This is a genomic window from Actinoplanes sp. CA-051413, from assembly GCF_050955795.1.
Classification (GTDB): domain Bacteria; phylum Actinomycetota; class Actinomycetes; order Mycobacteriales; family Micromonosporaceae; genus Actinoplanes.
Genome location: NZ_CP192100.1, coordinates 202,501 through 217,281, shown reverse-complemented (window position 1 = coordinate 217,281; position 14,781 = coordinate 202,501). Strand labels below are relative to the sequence as shown.

The 14,781-nt window shown below is 69.6% G+C and carries 11 protein-coding genes and 2 rRNA genes (1 of these 13 only partly in view); 6 read left to right on the top strand and 7 right to left on the bottom strand.

Annotation, left to right across the window (positions count from 1 at the left end; translation table 11 throughout):
• Window positions 1-50: 50 nt before the first annotated feature.
• A complete protein-coding gene (locus ACQP2Y_RS01065) occupies window positions 51-473 on the bottom strand; it encodes a hypothetical protein (RefSeq protein WP_433723704.1) in 423 nt (140 codons plus the stop codon).
• Window positions 474-861: 388 nt separating this feature from the next.
• Between ACQP2Y_RS01065 and ACQP2Y_RS01060 the strand changes: the two genes are divergently transcribed.
• Together ACQP2Y_RS01060 and ACQP2Y_RS01055 are read left to right on the top strand one after the other, a co-directional pair.
• Window positions 862-1,620 (top strand): sugar phosphate isomerase/epimerase family protein, encoded by a 759-nt coding sequence (locus ACQP2Y_RS01060; protein WP_433723702.1) that lies wholly within the window; start codon window positions 862-864, stop codon window positions 1,618-1,620.
• A complete protein-coding gene (locus ACQP2Y_RS01055) occupies window positions 1,617-2,717 on the top strand; it encodes a Gfo/Idh/MocA family protein (RefSeq protein WP_433723700.1) in 1,101 nt (366 codons plus the stop codon). Before ACQP2Y_RS01060 ends, ACQP2Y_RS01055 begins: the two co-directional genes overlap by 4 nt.
• Here the strand turns inward: ACQP2Y_RS01055 and ACQP2Y_RS01050 are convergent.
• Window positions 2,714-3,304: a TetR/AcrR family transcriptional regulator gene (locus ACQP2Y_RS01050; protein ID WP_433723698.1), complete on the bottom strand. Its 591-nt coding sequence runs from the start codon at window positions 3,302-3,304 to the stop codon at window positions 2,714-2,716. The two genes, ACQP2Y_RS01055 and ACQP2Y_RS01050, sit on opposite strands and share 4 nt — an antisense overlap.
• A 97-nt stretch (window positions 3,305-3,401) precedes the next feature.
• Between ACQP2Y_RS01050 and ACQP2Y_RS01045 the strand changes: the two genes are divergently transcribed.
• The gene (locus ACQP2Y_RS01045; protein WP_433723696.1) at window positions 3,402-4,589 is read left to right on the top strand and encodes a phytase; all 1,188 of its coding nucleotides are present in this window, start codon (window positions 3,402-3,404) and stop codon (window positions 4,587-4,589) included.
• On the opposite strand, the gene ACQP2Y_RS01040 is transcribed toward ACQP2Y_RS01045, so the two are convergent.
• Together ACQP2Y_RS01040 and ACQP2Y_RS01035 are read right to left on the bottom strand one after the other, a co-directional pair.
• The gene (locus ACQP2Y_RS01040) at window positions 4,552-5,673 is read right to left on the bottom strand and encodes a glycosyltransferase (RefSeq protein ID WP_433723694.1); all 1,122 of its coding nucleotides are present in this window, start codon (window positions 5,671-5,673) and stop codon (window positions 4,552-4,554) included. The two genes, ACQP2Y_RS01045 and ACQP2Y_RS01040, sit on opposite strands and share 38 nt — an antisense overlap.
• A complete protein-coding gene (locus tag ACQP2Y_RS01035) occupies window positions 5,670-6,809 on the bottom strand; it encodes a glycosyltransferase family 4 protein (protein WP_433723692.1) in 1,140 nt (379 codons plus the stop codon). Before ACQP2Y_RS01035 ends, ACQP2Y_RS01040 begins: the two co-directional genes overlap by 4 nt.
• Before the next feature lie 143 nt (window positions 6,810-6,952).
• Here ACQP2Y_RS01035 and ACQP2Y_RS01030 point away from each other — a divergent pair, with 143 nt between their 5' ends.
• From ACQP2Y_RS01030 to ACQP2Y_RS01020, 3 genes are read left to right on the top strand one after another with little or no spacing between them, the layout of a single operon-like run.
• Window positions 6,953-8,743 (top strand): LamG-like jellyroll fold domain-containing protein, encoded by a 1,791-nt coding sequence (locus tag ACQP2Y_RS01030; RefSeq protein ID WP_433723690.1) that lies wholly within the window; start codon window positions 6,953-6,955, stop codon window positions 8,741-8,743.
• Window positions 8,744-8,763: 20 nt separating this feature from the next.
• The gene (locus ACQP2Y_RS01025) at window positions 8,764-9,573 is read left to right on the top strand and encodes an alpha/beta fold hydrolase (RefSeq protein WP_433723688.1); all 810 of its coding nucleotides are present in this window, start codon (window positions 8,764-8,766) and stop codon (window positions 9,571-9,573) included.
• Window positions 9,570-10,967, top strand: a complete 1,398-nt coding sequence (locus ACQP2Y_RS01020; protein ID WP_433723686.1) for an FAD-binding oxidoreductase — start codon at window positions 9,570-9,572, stop codon at window positions 10,965-10,967. The genes ACQP2Y_RS01025 and ACQP2Y_RS01020 overlap by 4 nt, the downstream gene beginning before the upstream one ends.
• A gap of 146 nt (window positions 10,968-11,113) precedes the next feature.
• On the opposite strand, the gene ACQP2Y_RS01015 is transcribed toward ACQP2Y_RS01020, so the two are convergent.
• The 3 genes from ACQP2Y_RS01015 to ACQP2Y_RS01005 all read right to left on the bottom strand — a co-directional run.
• Window positions 11,114-11,953, bottom strand: a complete 840-nt coding sequence (locus tag ACQP2Y_RS01015) for a hypothetical protein (protein WP_433723684.1) — start codon at window positions 11,951-11,953, stop codon at window positions 11,114-11,116.
• Between the two features lie 412 nt (window positions 11,954-12,365).
• Window positions 12,366-12,482, bottom strand: a 5S ribosomal RNA gene (gene rrf, locus ACQP2Y_RS01010).
• A 114-nt stretch (window positions 12,483-12,596) separates the two neighbouring features.
• A 23S ribosomal RNA gene (locus ACQP2Y_RS01005) occupies window positions 12,597-14,781 on the bottom strand (it continues 928 nt past the right edge of the window).

Below are 14,781 nucleotides of genomic sequence, written 5' to 3'. Positions count from 1 at the left end.
GCGGAAACCGCGGGCCGACGACGTTGTGTCGGGTCAGTTGGTGCTGGGCGTCAGCGACGCGGGCGGTTGTTGTTCCAGTGGCCGCCACCGTGGTGGTTGTTGTCGTTGTCCCAGTCGTGGCCGCCACCGTTGTGGTTGTCCCAGTCGCCACCGCCGTGCCAGTCACGCTCGACGTCGAGGCGCCAGACCACCCGGAAGCCACGACGCACGCGCTCGCACTCGTAGTCGTCCCAGCGGTCGAAGCGCTCGCCGATCCGGCCGACCCGCTCGCACTGGAGGCGCGTGCGGTAGTAGCCGGCGACCCAGTCACGGTCACGGCCGCGGTCGGTCTTCGCCTGCTGCTGGGTGCTCTGCGTGGCGGACGTGGTTCCCTGGGCGGTCGACGAGGACGCCGCCGCGGGGCCGGCGGCCATCGTCGCACCGGCGACCAGCGCCATTCCGGTCATGGCCAGCATTCGTGTTGCCTTACTCATGGAACCACCTTTTCTCGGCAGGTTTATTGCTAGATCCACAGAATCATGATCCAGTGCCGGAATTGTGGATCTACGTCCACATTAACCCGATTAGGTGATATTCCGTGTCGCCTGCATACCGGGCAGAAAACCCGAAAATCGTTCCCCGCGCCGACTAATCCACCGAACGGCCGATGAGCGCTCAACCAGCGGTCACAAGGGCTCATACTTTCGGCCTATTAGGACCGGTTCATACCCATTGGCCGGGCCGTCATTCCTCTCTTATTGCCGCGAAATAGCGACACGCGATAAAGCCGGTGGATCATGCCGATTACTTGATCGGGCGAGCACTCTCTGGTGTCAATTTTGACCAGCTGGTAGAAAAGATGAAGACCGCTTGGAGGTAGCGATGAGCAAGCTTTCCGTCCAGCTGTACTCAGTCCGAGACGCCTTCGCCCACGACCCCGCCGGCACCCTCGCCCGGCTCGCCAGCCTCGGCTTCACCCAGGTCGAGCCGTACGGCGTGCGGGAGAACCTCGCCGTGCTGCGCACCGCGCTGCCGGCCCACGGGCTGACCGCGCCGACCGCCCACGCCCAGCTCCTCGACCAGCGCATCGACCAGCCCGCGGTGTTCGCCGCCGCCGCCGAACTGGGCATCGGCATCGTCATCGACCCGATGGTCGAGCCGGCCCGCTGGCAGGACCCCGCCGACATCGCCGCCACAGCGGCCGCGCTCAACGACGCCGCGAAGGTGGCCGCCGAGCACGGCGTCACGGTCGGCTACCACAACCACTTCTGGGAGCTCCAGTCCCGGATCGCCGACCGGACCGCCTTCGAGGTGCTCGCCGAGCAGCTCGACCCGGCCGTGGTCCTCGAGGTGGACACGTACTGGGCGACGGCCGGCGGCGCGGAGGCGCCGGCCCTGCTCCGCCGCCTCGGCGACCGAGTGCGCGCGATTCACGTGAAGGACGGCGACCTCGCCACCGACGGCTCCGGCCAGGTCCCCGCCGGCCAGGGCCGGGTGCCCGTCCTCGAGGTCCTGGCCGCGGCGCCGCAGGCCCTGCGCGTCGTCGAATTCGACCGCTACGACGGGGACATCTTCACCGCGCTCGGCGCCAGCCTGGCGTTCCTGCGCGACCACGAGGAGCAGGACGGGGAGGGGCAGTGAGCGACGGCGCGGTCCGGGTCGGCCTCATCGGGGCCGGCACGATCAGCGAGACCTACCTGCGGAATCTGACCAGCTTCCCGGACCTCGACGTCCGCATGGTCGCCGACCTGGACACCGCCCGGGCCGCCGCGCAGGCGGCCAAGCACGGGGTCCCCGCGGCGGGCACGGCCCGGGAACTATTCGCCGACCCGGCCATCGAGCTCGTCGTCAACCTCACCATCCCGGCCGCACACGTCGACGTGGGTCTGGCCGCCCTGGAGGCCGGCAAGCACGTGTGGGCGGAGAAGCCGCTCGCGCTGGACCGCCCGTCCGCCCGCAAGCTCCTGGACCGGGCCCGCGAACTGGACCTGCGGGTGGCCAGCGCACCGGACACAGTGCTCGGTGCGGGCCTGCAGACCGCGCGCCGGGCCGTCGACGCCGGCCGGATCGGTGAGCCCCGGACGGCGCTGGCCCTGTTCCAGTCACCCGGGCCGGAGAGCTGGCACCCCGCGCCGGAGTTCCTGTTCCAGACCGGCGGCGGTCCCCTGCTGGACATGGGCCCGTACTACCTGACCGCCCTGGTGCAGCTGCTCGGACCGATCGGCCGGGTCACCGCGACCGGCGGACGGGCCCGCGAGACCCGGGTGATCGGCTCCGGCCCCCGAGCCGGTACGGAATTCCCGGTCACCGTCCCGACCACCGTCACCGCTCTGCTGGAGTTCAGCCGGGGCGGCTCCGCGCAGGTGGTGCTGACCTTCGACTCGGCGCTGCCCCGGACCACCCTGGAGGTCGCCGGCACGCTGGGCACCGCCGTCCTGCCGGATCCGAACAGGTTCGACGGCCCGACCCAGCTGCACCTGCTGGCCGGCGGCGACCCGCAGGAGCTGGCGCCGCAGGGGCATCAGGCCTCGCGCGGCACCGGCGTCCTCGAGCTGGCCCGCTCGATCCGGGCCGGCGTGCCGGAACGCGCCTCGGGAGCGCTCGCCTACCACGTGCTCGACGCGATGCAGTCCATCGAGGAGTCCATCGCCGACCGGCGGCCGGTGGTCGTGCAGAGCACAGCCGACACGCCACCCGCCCTGCCGGCCGACTGGGATCCCTACGCCCGGACTCTCTAGTCGAGCGGGACGGTGATCAGGTTCTGGACGTAGGAACGCAGCGCGCCGACCAGGTCGACCGCGCTGCGGTTGGACAGCCACTGCACCTGGAGGCCGTCCATCAGGGCGACCAGGTTCAGGCCCGCGTGCTCGGGGTCGACGCCGGCGCGCAGTTCCCCCTGCGCGGCCAGCACCCGGAACGAGGCGGTCGCGTAGTCGCGGGCCATCCGGTAGTGCCGCTCGAAGTAGTCGTGCGCGGGATGGTCCGCCGCGACTGCTTCGGCGGCCAGCCGGGCGTACACATCGACGATGCCGGGGTGCCGGACGTTGTGCTCGGCCAGCGCGACCAGGTGGGCCAGGGCCTCCCGGCCGGGCGGTACGGCCAGGTGCTCCCGCTCGGTGTCCTGCGCGTCCCGGCGCTCCAGCACGGCGGCGAGCAGCGACTCCTTGGTCGGGAAGTAGTACAGCAGGCCGGCGTGGGTGATGCCGACGCGGCGGGCGATCTCGCGCAGGGACGAGCCGTGGTAGCCGGTCTCCGCGTACACGGCGACGGCCGTCGTGATGATGTCCTCCCGACGGATCCGGCCCTTCAGATAACCCCCGGTCACCCGGCCATCATGCCGTACGGCCGGCGCATCGACCGTTCATCACCAGGGTGACTGCGCGCCACCGTACGGCCATCGGGACCCAGCAGGCTCGCTGCACATGCGCCGTACCCTCGCTCTGATCCTGGCCGCCACCACCGTGGCCGTGCCCGCCCTCACCGGTCCCGCCCGGGCTGCTGTCAAGCAGCCGGGCGACAAGCAGGTCACCGCCCGCGCCGAGACGCCCGCCCTGTTCGACGACGAGGCCGGCGGTGACGCCGACGCCGACGACCCGGCCATCTGGGTGCATCCGGGCGACCGGGCCCGCAGCCTGGTGATCGGCACCGCCAAGAACGGTGGCCTGCGGGCCTACGACCTGGCCGGCCGCGAGGTGCAGGCGATCGCCACCCCGGCCGGCGGCCGCTTCAACAACGTGGACGTCGTCACCGGCTTCCGCCTCGGCGGGCGCCGCACCGATCTCGCCGTGGTCACCGACCGCGGCCGCGACCAGTTGCGCTTCTACCGGATCGATCCGGCCACCAGCCGGCTCGCGGATGTCACGGTCGCCGACCCGCCGCTGCTGTTCTCCGCCGACCAGGCCGAGGTCGAGGAGCAGGCCACCGGCTACGGCCTGGCCACGCGCGGCGACCTGGCCGTGGTCAGCCGCCGGCACACCACCCGGCTCGGCTTCTTCCGGCTGCGGGCCACCGGCGGCAAGGTCACCTACACCCGGCGCGAGACGCTGGACCTGCCCGGCAGCTTCCGGCTGCCGAACGGGACGACCTGGCGGCCGTGCGGCGACCCGGGCGAGGACCCGCAGGTGGAGGGCATGGTGATCGACGCGCGGGCGGGCGTGCTCTACGCGAGCCAGGAGGACGTCGGCCTGTGGCGCATCGACCTACGGACCAAGCGCCGGTCGATGGTCGAACGCGTCGCCGAGTACGGCGTCCCGTACAGCGCCGACTGCACGCTCGACACCGGGCACGACCCCGGCTACGGCGGCCGCATCCACGCCGACGTCGAGGGCGCGACGCTCTACGAGGACTACCTGCTGGTCTCCGGCCAGGGCGACAGCCGGTTCTTCGTCTACGACCGCCGGACGAACCGCCCGCTGAGCAGCTTCACCGTGGTCGACGGGCCGGCCACGGACGGCGTCCAGCACTCCGACGGCGCCGCCGCCACCTCGGCCCGGCTGCCCGGCTACCCGCAGGGCCTGCTGGTCCTGCACGACGGCGAGAACACCCCGGACGGCGGACGGGTCAGCACCGACTTCAAGTTCGTCGACTGGCGCGCGCTCGGCCTGCGGTGATGATCGACAGGAAGCCGGCCACCGACGCCGACCAGGGGAACCGTTCGGCCTGCGCGCGGGCGGCGACCCGGCGGTCCGGGCGGTCGAGCAGGGCGCGGACCGCGGCGCCGTAGGAGGCGTCGGTCGTGGCGGCCACCCCGGCCGTTCCGATCAATTCCGGCAACGCGCTCGAGGCGCTGACCACTACTGGCGTACCGCTGGCCAGGGCCTCGAGCGCGGCCAGGCCGAACGTTTCGATCGGTCCGGGCGCCAGCGCCACGTCCGCCGTCGCGAGCAGGGCGGCCAGCTCGGTCCGGTCGCGCAGATGACCGACGAAGCGGACCGGCAGCCCACGCTCGGCCGCCTCCGCCTGCAGCGCGGGCCGCAGCGGACCGCCGCCGGCCACCACGAGCACCGCGGGCACTCCGGCGGCTTGCAGCTCGGCCAGGGCCGCCAGTGAGCGCCGCGGCTGCTTCTCCACCGACAACCGGCCACAGTGCACCAGCAGGGCGTCGCCGGGCGCGGCCCACCGGCGCCGCAGCGCCGGATCGTGCCGGGCCGGTGAGAACAAATCAAGATCAACACCCAGCGGTACGCGGGCCACGTCACGAACCCCGAGCCGCTCGAACTCGGCCGCCGCCCAGCCGGTGGTGCACACGATCCGGTCGAAGCCGGCGGCGCTGCGCGCGTTGAGCCGGTCGGCCAGCCACCGCGCGTTGCCGCCGCCGAATAGCCGCAGCAGCCCGTCCAGGCTCTCGTGCGACACCATCATCGACGGGACGCCGTGCCGCCGCGCCCAGTTGCCGGTCCAGCGCAACGTCGTCCGGTCGGAGACCTCCAGGTGGTCCGGCCGCAACCGGGCCAAGGTGTCAGCGACCCGGCGCCGGTCGAGCAGCACCCGGTAGCCGCCCAGCCGCGGCACCTCCGGCCCGGGCAGCGTGATGACCCGGCCCTGCTCGGTCTCGACGTCGGCGAACCGGGCGCCGGGCACGATGAGGACCGGCGAGTGCCCGGCGGCGAGATAGCCGGCGCCCAGTTCCCGCAGCGCGGTCCGCAGCCCACCCGAGCGGGCCGTGATGAAGTTGGCGAGCCGCACGATTCTCATGCCGGCACGAGCTCGCGTTCGGCGGCCGGCTGCAGCGCGGCCTCATAGTGCCCGATCAGCTCGTCGCCGACCGCGGCCCACGTCCGGCCCTCGACTGCGACCCGGGCCGCGGCACCGAACAGCGCGCGCCGGGTGGGCTCCGCAACCAGCCCGGCGATCGCCGCGGTGAAGCCCTCGGCCCGGAACGGCGGCACGAGATGTCCGGTCAGGCCGTCCGCGACCAGGTCGAGCGGCCCACCGGCAGCTGGCGCAACCACCGGCAGCCCACTGGCCATCGCCTCCTGGATCGCCTGGCCGAACGTCTCGTACGGGCCGGTGTGCGCGAACACGTCGAGGCTCGCGTAGATCCGGGCCAGCTGGGCGCCGTGCCTGGCCCCCAGGAACACGGCGTCGGGCAGGGCCTGGCGCAACGTACCGGCGGCGGGACCGTCACCGACGACCACCAGCCGTACCCCCGGCAGCCGGCTGGTCTGCGCGAGCAGATCGACCTGCTTCTCCACCGCCAGCCGCCCGACGAAGCCGACCAGCACCTCGCCACCCGGCGCCAGCGCGCGGCGCAGGCCGGCGCTGCGGTGCCGCGGGTGGAACCGCACGTCGTCGACCCCGCGCCGCCACAGGTGCACCCGGCGCACACCGTGGCCGTTCAGCGCGGCGACCGACTCCGTCGACGGCGCCAGCGTCCGGAACGCCGCGTTGTGGACGGTCCGGATCCACCGCCACGCGGCATGCTCGGTCATCGACACCTTGTACGCCCGGGCGTACGCGGCGACATCGGTCTGATAGACCGCGACGGCCGGCACCCGCAGCGCCCGGGCGGCGGCCGCACCCCACGCCCCGAGCACGAACGGGCTCGCCAGGTGCACCACGTCGGTCCCGTGCGCCCGCAGCGCCGCGGTCAGCGCCGGGGTCGGCAGCCCGAGCCGGATCTGCGGATAACCGGGCATCGGCAGCGACGGGATACGCACCACCGGATAGGGCAGCTCACCGACCGTGCCGCGGACCCCGGGCGGCGGCTGGGGCGCGATCACCAGCGGGTCGTGCCCGCGCCGCACGAGATGCTCGGCGGTCCGGACGACCGAGTGTGCGACACCGTTGACATCCGGCAGGAAGGACTCCGTGACCAGCGCGATTCGCATGGGCAGAGGATGGGTGCCGGTCCCGCTCCACCAGGCCACGATGTTGTGACCGGAACGGGAATGGTGGGCGACAAGAGCGCTGTTCGCCCGTTCTTCGCCTCGCCGACGTCGGCTGTTGCCACGGCTTCAGCAGAGTGATCACCGTGGATCGACGGAACCTGCTGCGCGCGGCTGTGGCCGCCCCGGCCGTACCCCTGCTGACCGGATCGGCCGCCCAGGCGGCCGACAAGACCCGCGGCGGTACGGGTGAACGCTTCGCCCTCGCCGTACTGCCCGACACCCAGTACCTCTTCGATGCCGACAGTGCAGACCCGGCGCCGCTGCGCGAGACGTTCCGCTACCTGCTGGACCAGCGTGAGGTCGTCTTCATGACCCACCTCGGCGACGTCACCGAGCACGGTACGGCCGCGGAGCTCGGACTGGCCGGGGAGTGCTTCCGGCGGCTGGACGGGCGGCTGCCGTACAGCGTGCTCGCCGGCAACCACGACGTGAACTCGTCCACGGACGACCAGCGGGGCGATTCGGCGTACCTGAAAGCGTTCGGCCCGCACCGCTTCGCCCGGATGCCCACCTTCGCCGGCGCGTCCGCCGACGGCTACAACAGCGCCCATCTGCTCACGGCCGGCGGCCGGCAGTGGCTGGTGCTCGCCCTGGACTGGCGCATCTCCGACCGCGGTCTGGCCTGGGCGCAGAGCATCCTGGACAAGCACCGGCGGGTGCCGGCGATCGTCACCACCCATGACCTCGCCTACGCCGACGACGCCGGGGTCGCGGCCCTGTCCGCCCACGGGCAGCGCCTGTGGGACCGCCTGATCAAGGGCAACGACCAGATCTTCCTGACCCTCAACGGCCACTACTGGCCGCCCGGGCGCACCGTGCTGAAGAACGACGCCGGGCACGACGTCCACGTGCACATCACCAACTACCAGGACCGCTACTACGGCGGCGCGGGGATGATCCGGACCTACACGTTCGACCTCGCCCGCGACACCATCGACGTCGAGACGTTCGCACCCTGGTTCCTGGCCGAGCGACCGGCGGCGCGCACGCCGCTGGAAGCGGAGACCATCGAGCTCACCGGCCCGGCCGACCGGTTCAGCCTGGAGATCGACTTCGCCGAGCGGTTCGCCGGTTTCGACCCGCCGGCGCTGCCCGCGCCCCGGCCGGCCGCCGCGGTCGTCGACCGGCACACGGCCGCCTACTGGCGCTTCGACGGGGCCGGGCAGTCGGTCGCCGACGGCGCCACGGTCCGGGACCTCACCGGAAAGGGCAACGACCTCACGGTACGGCGACTGGCGAACAGCGGCTCAGCTGTCCTGACGCTGTCCGCCGAGCACCACCCGGCCCAGCCCGCCCACGCCAGCCTCCGCTTCGACGGCGGCAAAGGCCCCGACCGCGGCGCGATCCTGCACACCGGCCCGCACGCCGCGCTGAACGGCATGACCTTCACCGGCGGCTACACCATCGAGGCGTTCCTGAAGCTGCCCGATCCGTTCGTCGGCGACCACGCCTGGATGGGCATCCTCAGCTGGGAGGGCCGCAGCGGCGACGCCGGCAAGCACAGCGGCTGGTCACCGCTGGAGCCGACCTGCAGCCTCAACGTGTCCCCCGAACGCTTCCTGCAGTACGTGGTCTACCCGGCCGACCGCGACGCGGACCCGACGTCGTGGAGCCACGCCGTGCCGGTGGGCCGGTGGATGCACGTGGCGGTGGTGAACGACGGCCGCCGGACGACCGTGTGGATCGACGGCTCGAAGATCCTGCGCAACCCGAGCGAGGCGTCACACGGCATCGCCACTCTGGGACGCCCCTTCGTGCTCGGTGCCACGTCCTTCGACCTGCGCTACGGCCAGGGCTTCTACGGCTGGCTCGGCGACGTCCGGATCACCGCCCGGGCTCTGACCCGGGGGCAGTTCCTCCAGCGCGTGCCGTGAGCCCGCCGTAGTGTCGAGACATGTCGACGATCGCCACCAGCGACGGGGTCAACCTGCACTACACCGACGAGGGCGGTGGGCAGCCGGTCGTGCTCATCGCCGGCTTCACCGCCTCGGCCGAGACCTGGGAGCTGCAGCGCCGGGCCCTGCTCAGCGCCGGCCACCGGGTGCTCGGCCTGGACCGCCGCTCGCACGGGAGTTCGGACAATCCCGCGTACGGCCAGCGGATGGCGCGGCACGGCAAGGACATCCGCGACTTCCTCGACGCCACCGGCCTGGACCGGGTCGTCCTGGTCGGCGGCTCGATGGGCGCGAGCGCGATCTGGGCCTACTACGACCTGTTCGGCGCCGACCGGCTGCGTGGCATCGTCACCATCGACCAGACCCCCAAGATGGTCAACGACGAGGTCTGGCCGTACGGCTTCTACGGCTTGACCCGGCACAACCTCGGCACCTTCTTCGAGGACGGCGTGCCGGACACCGGCCGCGGCCGGCCGGTCGCCGAGTCGGTGCAGCGGCTGGGCCGGCTGATCGAGGCGCTGGGCCGGGTGCCGCAGATGAGCGACGCCCGCGCCCCGGAGACGTGGCCCCTGCTGCAGGACCACGCCGAGCAGGACTGGCGTGACGTGGTGGCCCGGGTCGCGGTGCCGAGCCTGTTCATCGCCGGCCGCGACAGCCAGCTGTGGCCGTGCGAGCACGCCACCGCCGCGGCCGCGACGAACTCGCGCGCGGCCGCGCTGATCGTCGAGGAGAGCGGCCACGCGGCCAACATCGACCAACCCGACCTGGTCAACGAGGCACTGCTCAAGTTCCTGGCCGGCCTGGCATGACCGGCTCGCTGGCAACGGACCTGCCGGACCTGGACCTGATCGTCGACCCGGACGTCCTCGACTCCCTCAGCCACGATGACGCCGAGTGGGCCCCGGCAGGCCGGCCGGTCGGCGCGATCCGCGCCCGCAGCACGGAAGAGGTGAGCGCCGTCGTCGCGGCCTGCGCGGCCCGCGGCATCCCGGTGATCGCGCGCGGAGCCGGCACGGGTCTGTCCGGCGGGGCGAACGCGGTCGACGGAAGCCTGATCCTCGACCTCACCCGGATGAACAAGATCCTGGAGATCGACCCCGACAACATGATCGCGGTGGTCCAGCCCGGCGTCGTCAACGACGACCTGAAGGCGGCCGTCGCGGCGCACGGCCTCTGGTACCCACCGGACCCGGCCAGCGCACCGTGGTCGACCATCGGCGGCAACGTGGCGACGAACGCCGGCGGCCTGTGCTGCCTGAAATACGGCGTGACCCGCGACTACGTGCTTGGCCTGCAGGCCGTCGTGGGAGGCCCGGCCGGCGCATACGGTACGGCGGTGCGCCTCGGCCACCGCACGACGAAGGGTGTGGCCGGCTACGACCTGGTCAGCCTGTTCGTCGGGGCCGAGGGGACGCTGGGGATCGTCACCGAGGTCACGTTGCGGCTGCGGCCGGCTCGCGCTGCTGCTCCCCGTACCGTGGTGGGGGCTTTCGACAGCATCGTCGCCGCCGGCGACGCGGTGGCCGCGACCACCCGGATGGGCCTGCTCCCCACAGCGCTGGAGCTGCTGGACCGGGCGTGCCTGCAAGCGGTGGAGGAATGGAAGCACCTCGGCCTGTCCGCGACGGCCGAGGCGTTGTTGCTGGCGCAGATCGACACGCCGGGAGAATCGGGCCAGTCCGAAGCGGACGCCCTGGCCCAGGTCTTCCGGGACGCGGGCGCGCAGTGGGCCGAGCAGTCGACCGACGAATTCGAGGCTGAGGCGCTGTTCGCCGCGCGGCGGCTGGCCTATCCGGCGATGGAACGGCTGGGCCCGGTGCTGACCGAAGACGTCTGCGTGCCTCGGTCGGCGGTGCCGACGATGCTCGCGTCGATCGAGGAAAGCGCGGCGCGGCACGGGGTGGCTATCGCCACGATCGCGCACGCGGGGGACGGAAATCTGCATCCGCTGATCCGGACGCCGGTCGGGGATGAGGTTGCGCGGGAGGCTGCGCAGGCGGCATTCGAGGAAATCCTGGCGGCGGCGATCAGACTGGGCGGCACGGTGACCGGCGAGCACGGGGTTGGTCTGTTGAAGCGGCGGGGGATGCGGCAGGAGCTGGAGGGGCCGGCGCTGGCGATGATGCAGGCGGTGAAGCAGACCCTGGACCCGCAAAACCTCTTCAACCCCGGCAAGGTAGTCGGCGACCCCGATCTGCCGTAGCCGCTTCGGGGTCGGCGAACGCCGACCCCTGTTTGGCGCCTGCCGCCGTGCACCGTGATGGTCTCATTCCCAGGCCTGAGATCGGCTCGGGCCCCAGACCGTTCCAGCGCCTCCCGCCAGTCACGCTTCCCGCGTCGGCGGTCGGGTCAGCTGCGGGCGACGGTTACTGAGGAGACGCCACTGGTGGCGTCGATGTCGAAGCGGTCAGCGGCCGCGTCCCAGCCCGGTGCGGTGTACACCGCGCCCCCGGGCACCCCGGACTTGGTCTGCCCGTCCACCGTGACCTCGCCGGCCCCGTTCTTCGCAGCGACCCGCACGGGCGCCGCCCCGGTCAGGTTGACGACCAGCTGGCTGGCCCCACCGCCGAGAACAACCCGCTGAGTGCCACTGGCGGCCGGAAGCCACACCTCGGCCCGGCTCGTGCCGGCCGCGAAGTCGACATCGCCCCCAGGTCCGCCCTTGAGGTCAACGGCCTGGTCGCTGGCACCGCCGGCCAGCCGCACACTCCAGCGCACATCGTCGCTGAGCACCACGGTGACCAGCGCCGGACCAGTGAGCCCGGTGTCCCGCAACCCCGCGACAACGGCGGGCCCGTCAACATCAACCTTGGGCACCACCTTGGACTCCGCGGGGGTGGAGACCTCAAAAAGATCAGTACCAAGATCCCCGACCGTCACCCGTACGACATCAGCAGCGTTCACGAGTGAGAAGGTCGCCGGCTTGTTCTTGATAGCGGAAACGGCACCGCCGCGGACGACATGGTCGGGTTCGCTGGGTGCGGCCTGTCCGATGCCCGGCAGCCCGAGACCGGTGCCGGACCCGGGCCACGTGGCCGCCGGACCGGGAACCCCGTCGGACTCGTCAGGCACGACATAGCGAGGCTGATGGGCCGGGTTGTAGTCCCGTCCGCCACCGTCAGCAGCGGAACAGCCGGCCAGCAGACCCACGGCCACGGCGAACGCTCCCACCCGGACAATCACGTTCACCTATTACCCACCGCCTCCGTCAACTACACGACCACGCCGCCAGACTCCATCACGCCATCCTCCACTTCGCAACGGGTCAGACAACGGGGCCGCGTTTCCCACCGACGATGATCCCGGTCGTCGGTGCCCGCGTCCGCTACGCATTGACGGCGAAGCCGGCCGCCCAGACTGTCTCCGCCGGCACGAGCGTCAACGCCGACGGCAGCGTCACCCCGATCTTCAGGGGCAAGACCGTCCATACGCACCTGCGGCCGCTACACCGTCACAGTTTCGCTGCCGGGCAGAACCACCCCCAACCTGGCCGGCAGGCCCCTAGAAACGCAAAATGAGCTCACCCCGGCCGGGGTGAGCTCCAAAAGGGGATATAGAAAAGGCCCACACCATCACTGGTGTGGGCCTTTCCCAACGTTAAGTCCGGCGGCGTCCTACTCTCCCACACCCTCCCGAGTGCAGTACCATCGGCGCTGGAGGGCTTAGCTTCCGGGTTCGGAATGAGACCGGGCGTTTCCCCTCCGCTATAACCACCGAAACAGCTATCAGCGACACAACCAACACTCCACGCCCCCAACCACATGCTGGGTTGGGGTGGGGTGGTTGTTTGCTGTGAATCACACAGTGGACGCGGTCGAACATCAAGTTTGGTGTAGTTAAGCCCTCGGCCTATTAGTACCGGTCGACTGAACCTATTACTAGGCTTACATCTCCGGCCTATCAACCCAGTCGTCTAGCTGGGAGCCTTACCCACTCAAGGTGGTGGGATACCTCATCTCGAAGCGAGCTTCCCGCTTAGATGCTTTCAGCGGTTATCCCTTCCGAACGTAGCCAACCAGCCGTGCCCCTGGCGGGACAACTGGCACACCAGAGGTTCGTCCGTCCCGGTCCTCTCGTACTAGGGACAGCCCTTCTCAAGTATCCAACGCGCACGGCGGATAGGGACCGAACTGTCTCACGACGTTCTAAACCCAGCTCGCGTACCGCTTTAATGGGCGAACAGCCCAACCCTTGGGACCTGCTACAGCCCCAGGATGCGACGAGCCGACATCGAGGTGCCAAACCATCCCGTCGATATGGACTCTTGGGGAAGATCAGCCTGTTATCCCCGGGGTACCTTTTATCCGTTGAGCGACACCGCTTCCACTCGCAAGTGCCGGATCACTAGTCCCGACTTTCGTCCCTGCTCGACCTGTCAGTCTCACAGTCAAGCTCCCTTGTGTACTTACACTCAACACCTGATTGCCAACCAGGCTGAGGGAACCTTTGGGCGCCTCCGTTACCTTTTAGGAGGCAACCGCCCCAGTTAAACTACCCACCAGACACTGTCCCTCGACCCGATCAGGGCCGCAAGTTAGATACCCAAATCCAACAGAGTGGTATTTCAAGATTGCCTCCACCCGAACTGGCGTCCGGACTTCACAGGCTCCCACCTATCCTACACAATTACATTCGGATACCAATGTCAAGCTATAGTAAAGGTCCCGGGGTCTTTCCGTCCTGCCGCGCGTAACGAGCATCTTTACTCGTACTGCAATTTCGCCGGGCCTGTGGTTGAGACAGTGGGGAAGTCGTTACGCCATTCGTGCAGGTCGGAACTTACCCGACAAGGAATTTCGCTACCTTAGGATGGTTATAGTTACCACCGCCGTTTACTGGCGCTTAAGTTCTCCGCCTCGCCCCGAAAGGCTAACAGGTCCCCTTAACGTTCCAGCACCGGGCAGGCGTCAGTCCATATACATCGTCTTACGACTTGGCATGGACCTGTGTTTTTAGTAAACAGTCGCTTCCCCCTGCTCTCTGCGGCCATACCACGCTCCACCCGCAAGGGGCTTCACGCGTCCGGCCCCCCTTCTCCCTAAGTTACGGGGGCAATTTGCCGAGTTCCTTAACCACAGTTCGCCCGTCGCCTCGGTATTCTCTACCTGACCACCTGTGTCGGTTTGGGGTACGGGCCGCTCGGAACATCGCTAGAGGCTTTTCTCGGCAGCATAGGATCACTGACTTCACCTGAATCGGCTCGGCATCACGTCTCAGCCTCATGTGTCACGGATTTGCCTATGACACGGCCTACACGCTTACCCCGGCACAACCACCGGCCGGGATCAGCTACCTTCCTGCGTCACCCCATCGCTAAACTACTACCTGCCAGGTTCCCAGACTCCACACCCTTGACCCGAAAGTCGCCGGCGCTTCGCGTGGTTAGCACAACAAGGTTCGTCTTGGGCGCTCCTTTGCGGGTACGGGAATATCAACCCGTTATCCATCGACTACGCCTCTCGGCCTCGCCTTAGGCCCCGACTCACCCAGGGCGGATTAGCCTGGCCCTGGAACCCTTGGTCATCCGGCGGAAGGGTTTCTCACCCTTCATTCGCTACTCATGCCTGCATTCTCACTCGTGCAACCTCCACGGCTAGGTCACCCTGCCGCTTCACCGGTAGCACGACGCTCCCCTACCGACCCACACACCTGGATCCAATCTTCAAGAGACCAAACCGGGTTAATATGTGAGTCCCACAGCTTCGGCGGTGTGCTTGAGCCCCGCTACATTGTCGGCGCGGAACCACTTGACCAGTGAGCTATTACGCACTCTTTAAAGGATGGCTGCTTCTAAGCCAACCTCCTGGTTGTCTATGCGACCCCACATCCTTTTCCACTTAGCACACGCTTAGGGGCCTTAGCTGGTGATCTGGGCTGTTTCCCTCTCGACTACGAAGCTTATCCCCCGCAGTCTCACTGCCGCGCTCTCACTTACCGGCATTCGGAGTTTGGCTGATTTCGGTAAGCTTGTAGGCCCCCTAGACCATCCAGTGCTCTACCTCCGGCAAGAAACACGC

Bases quoted from the DNA above. Each gene is read 5' to 3' on its own strand.
- ACQP2Y_RS01065 (WP_433723704.1), bottom strand. From the start codon at position 473: ATGAGTAAGGCAACACGAATGCTGGCCATGACCGGAATGGCGCTGGTC.
- ACQP2Y_RS01060 (WP_433723702.1), top strand. From the start codon at position 862: ATGAGCAAGCTTTCCGTCCAGCTGTACTCAGTCCGAGACGCCTTCGCC.
- ACQP2Y_RS01045 (WP_433723696.1), top strand. From the start codon at position 3,402: ATGCGCCGTACCCTCGCTCTGATCCTGGCCGCCACCACCGTGGCCGTG.
- ACQP2Y_RS01040 (WP_433723694.1), bottom strand. From the start codon at position 5,673: ATGAGAATCGTGCGGCTCGCCAACTTCATCACGGCCCGCTCGGGTGGG.
- ACQP2Y_RS01035 (WP_433723692.1), bottom strand. From the start codon at position 6,809: ATGCGAATCGCGCTGGTCACGGAGTCCTTCCTGCCGGATGTCAACGGT.
- ACQP2Y_RS01025 (WP_433723688.1), top strand. From the start codon at position 8,764: ATGTCGACGATCGCCACCAGCGACGGGGTCAACCTGCACTACACCGAC.
- ACQP2Y_RS01020 (WP_433723686.1), top strand. From the start codon at position 9,570: ATGACCGGCTCGCTGGCAACGGACCTGCCGGACCTGGACCTGATCGTC.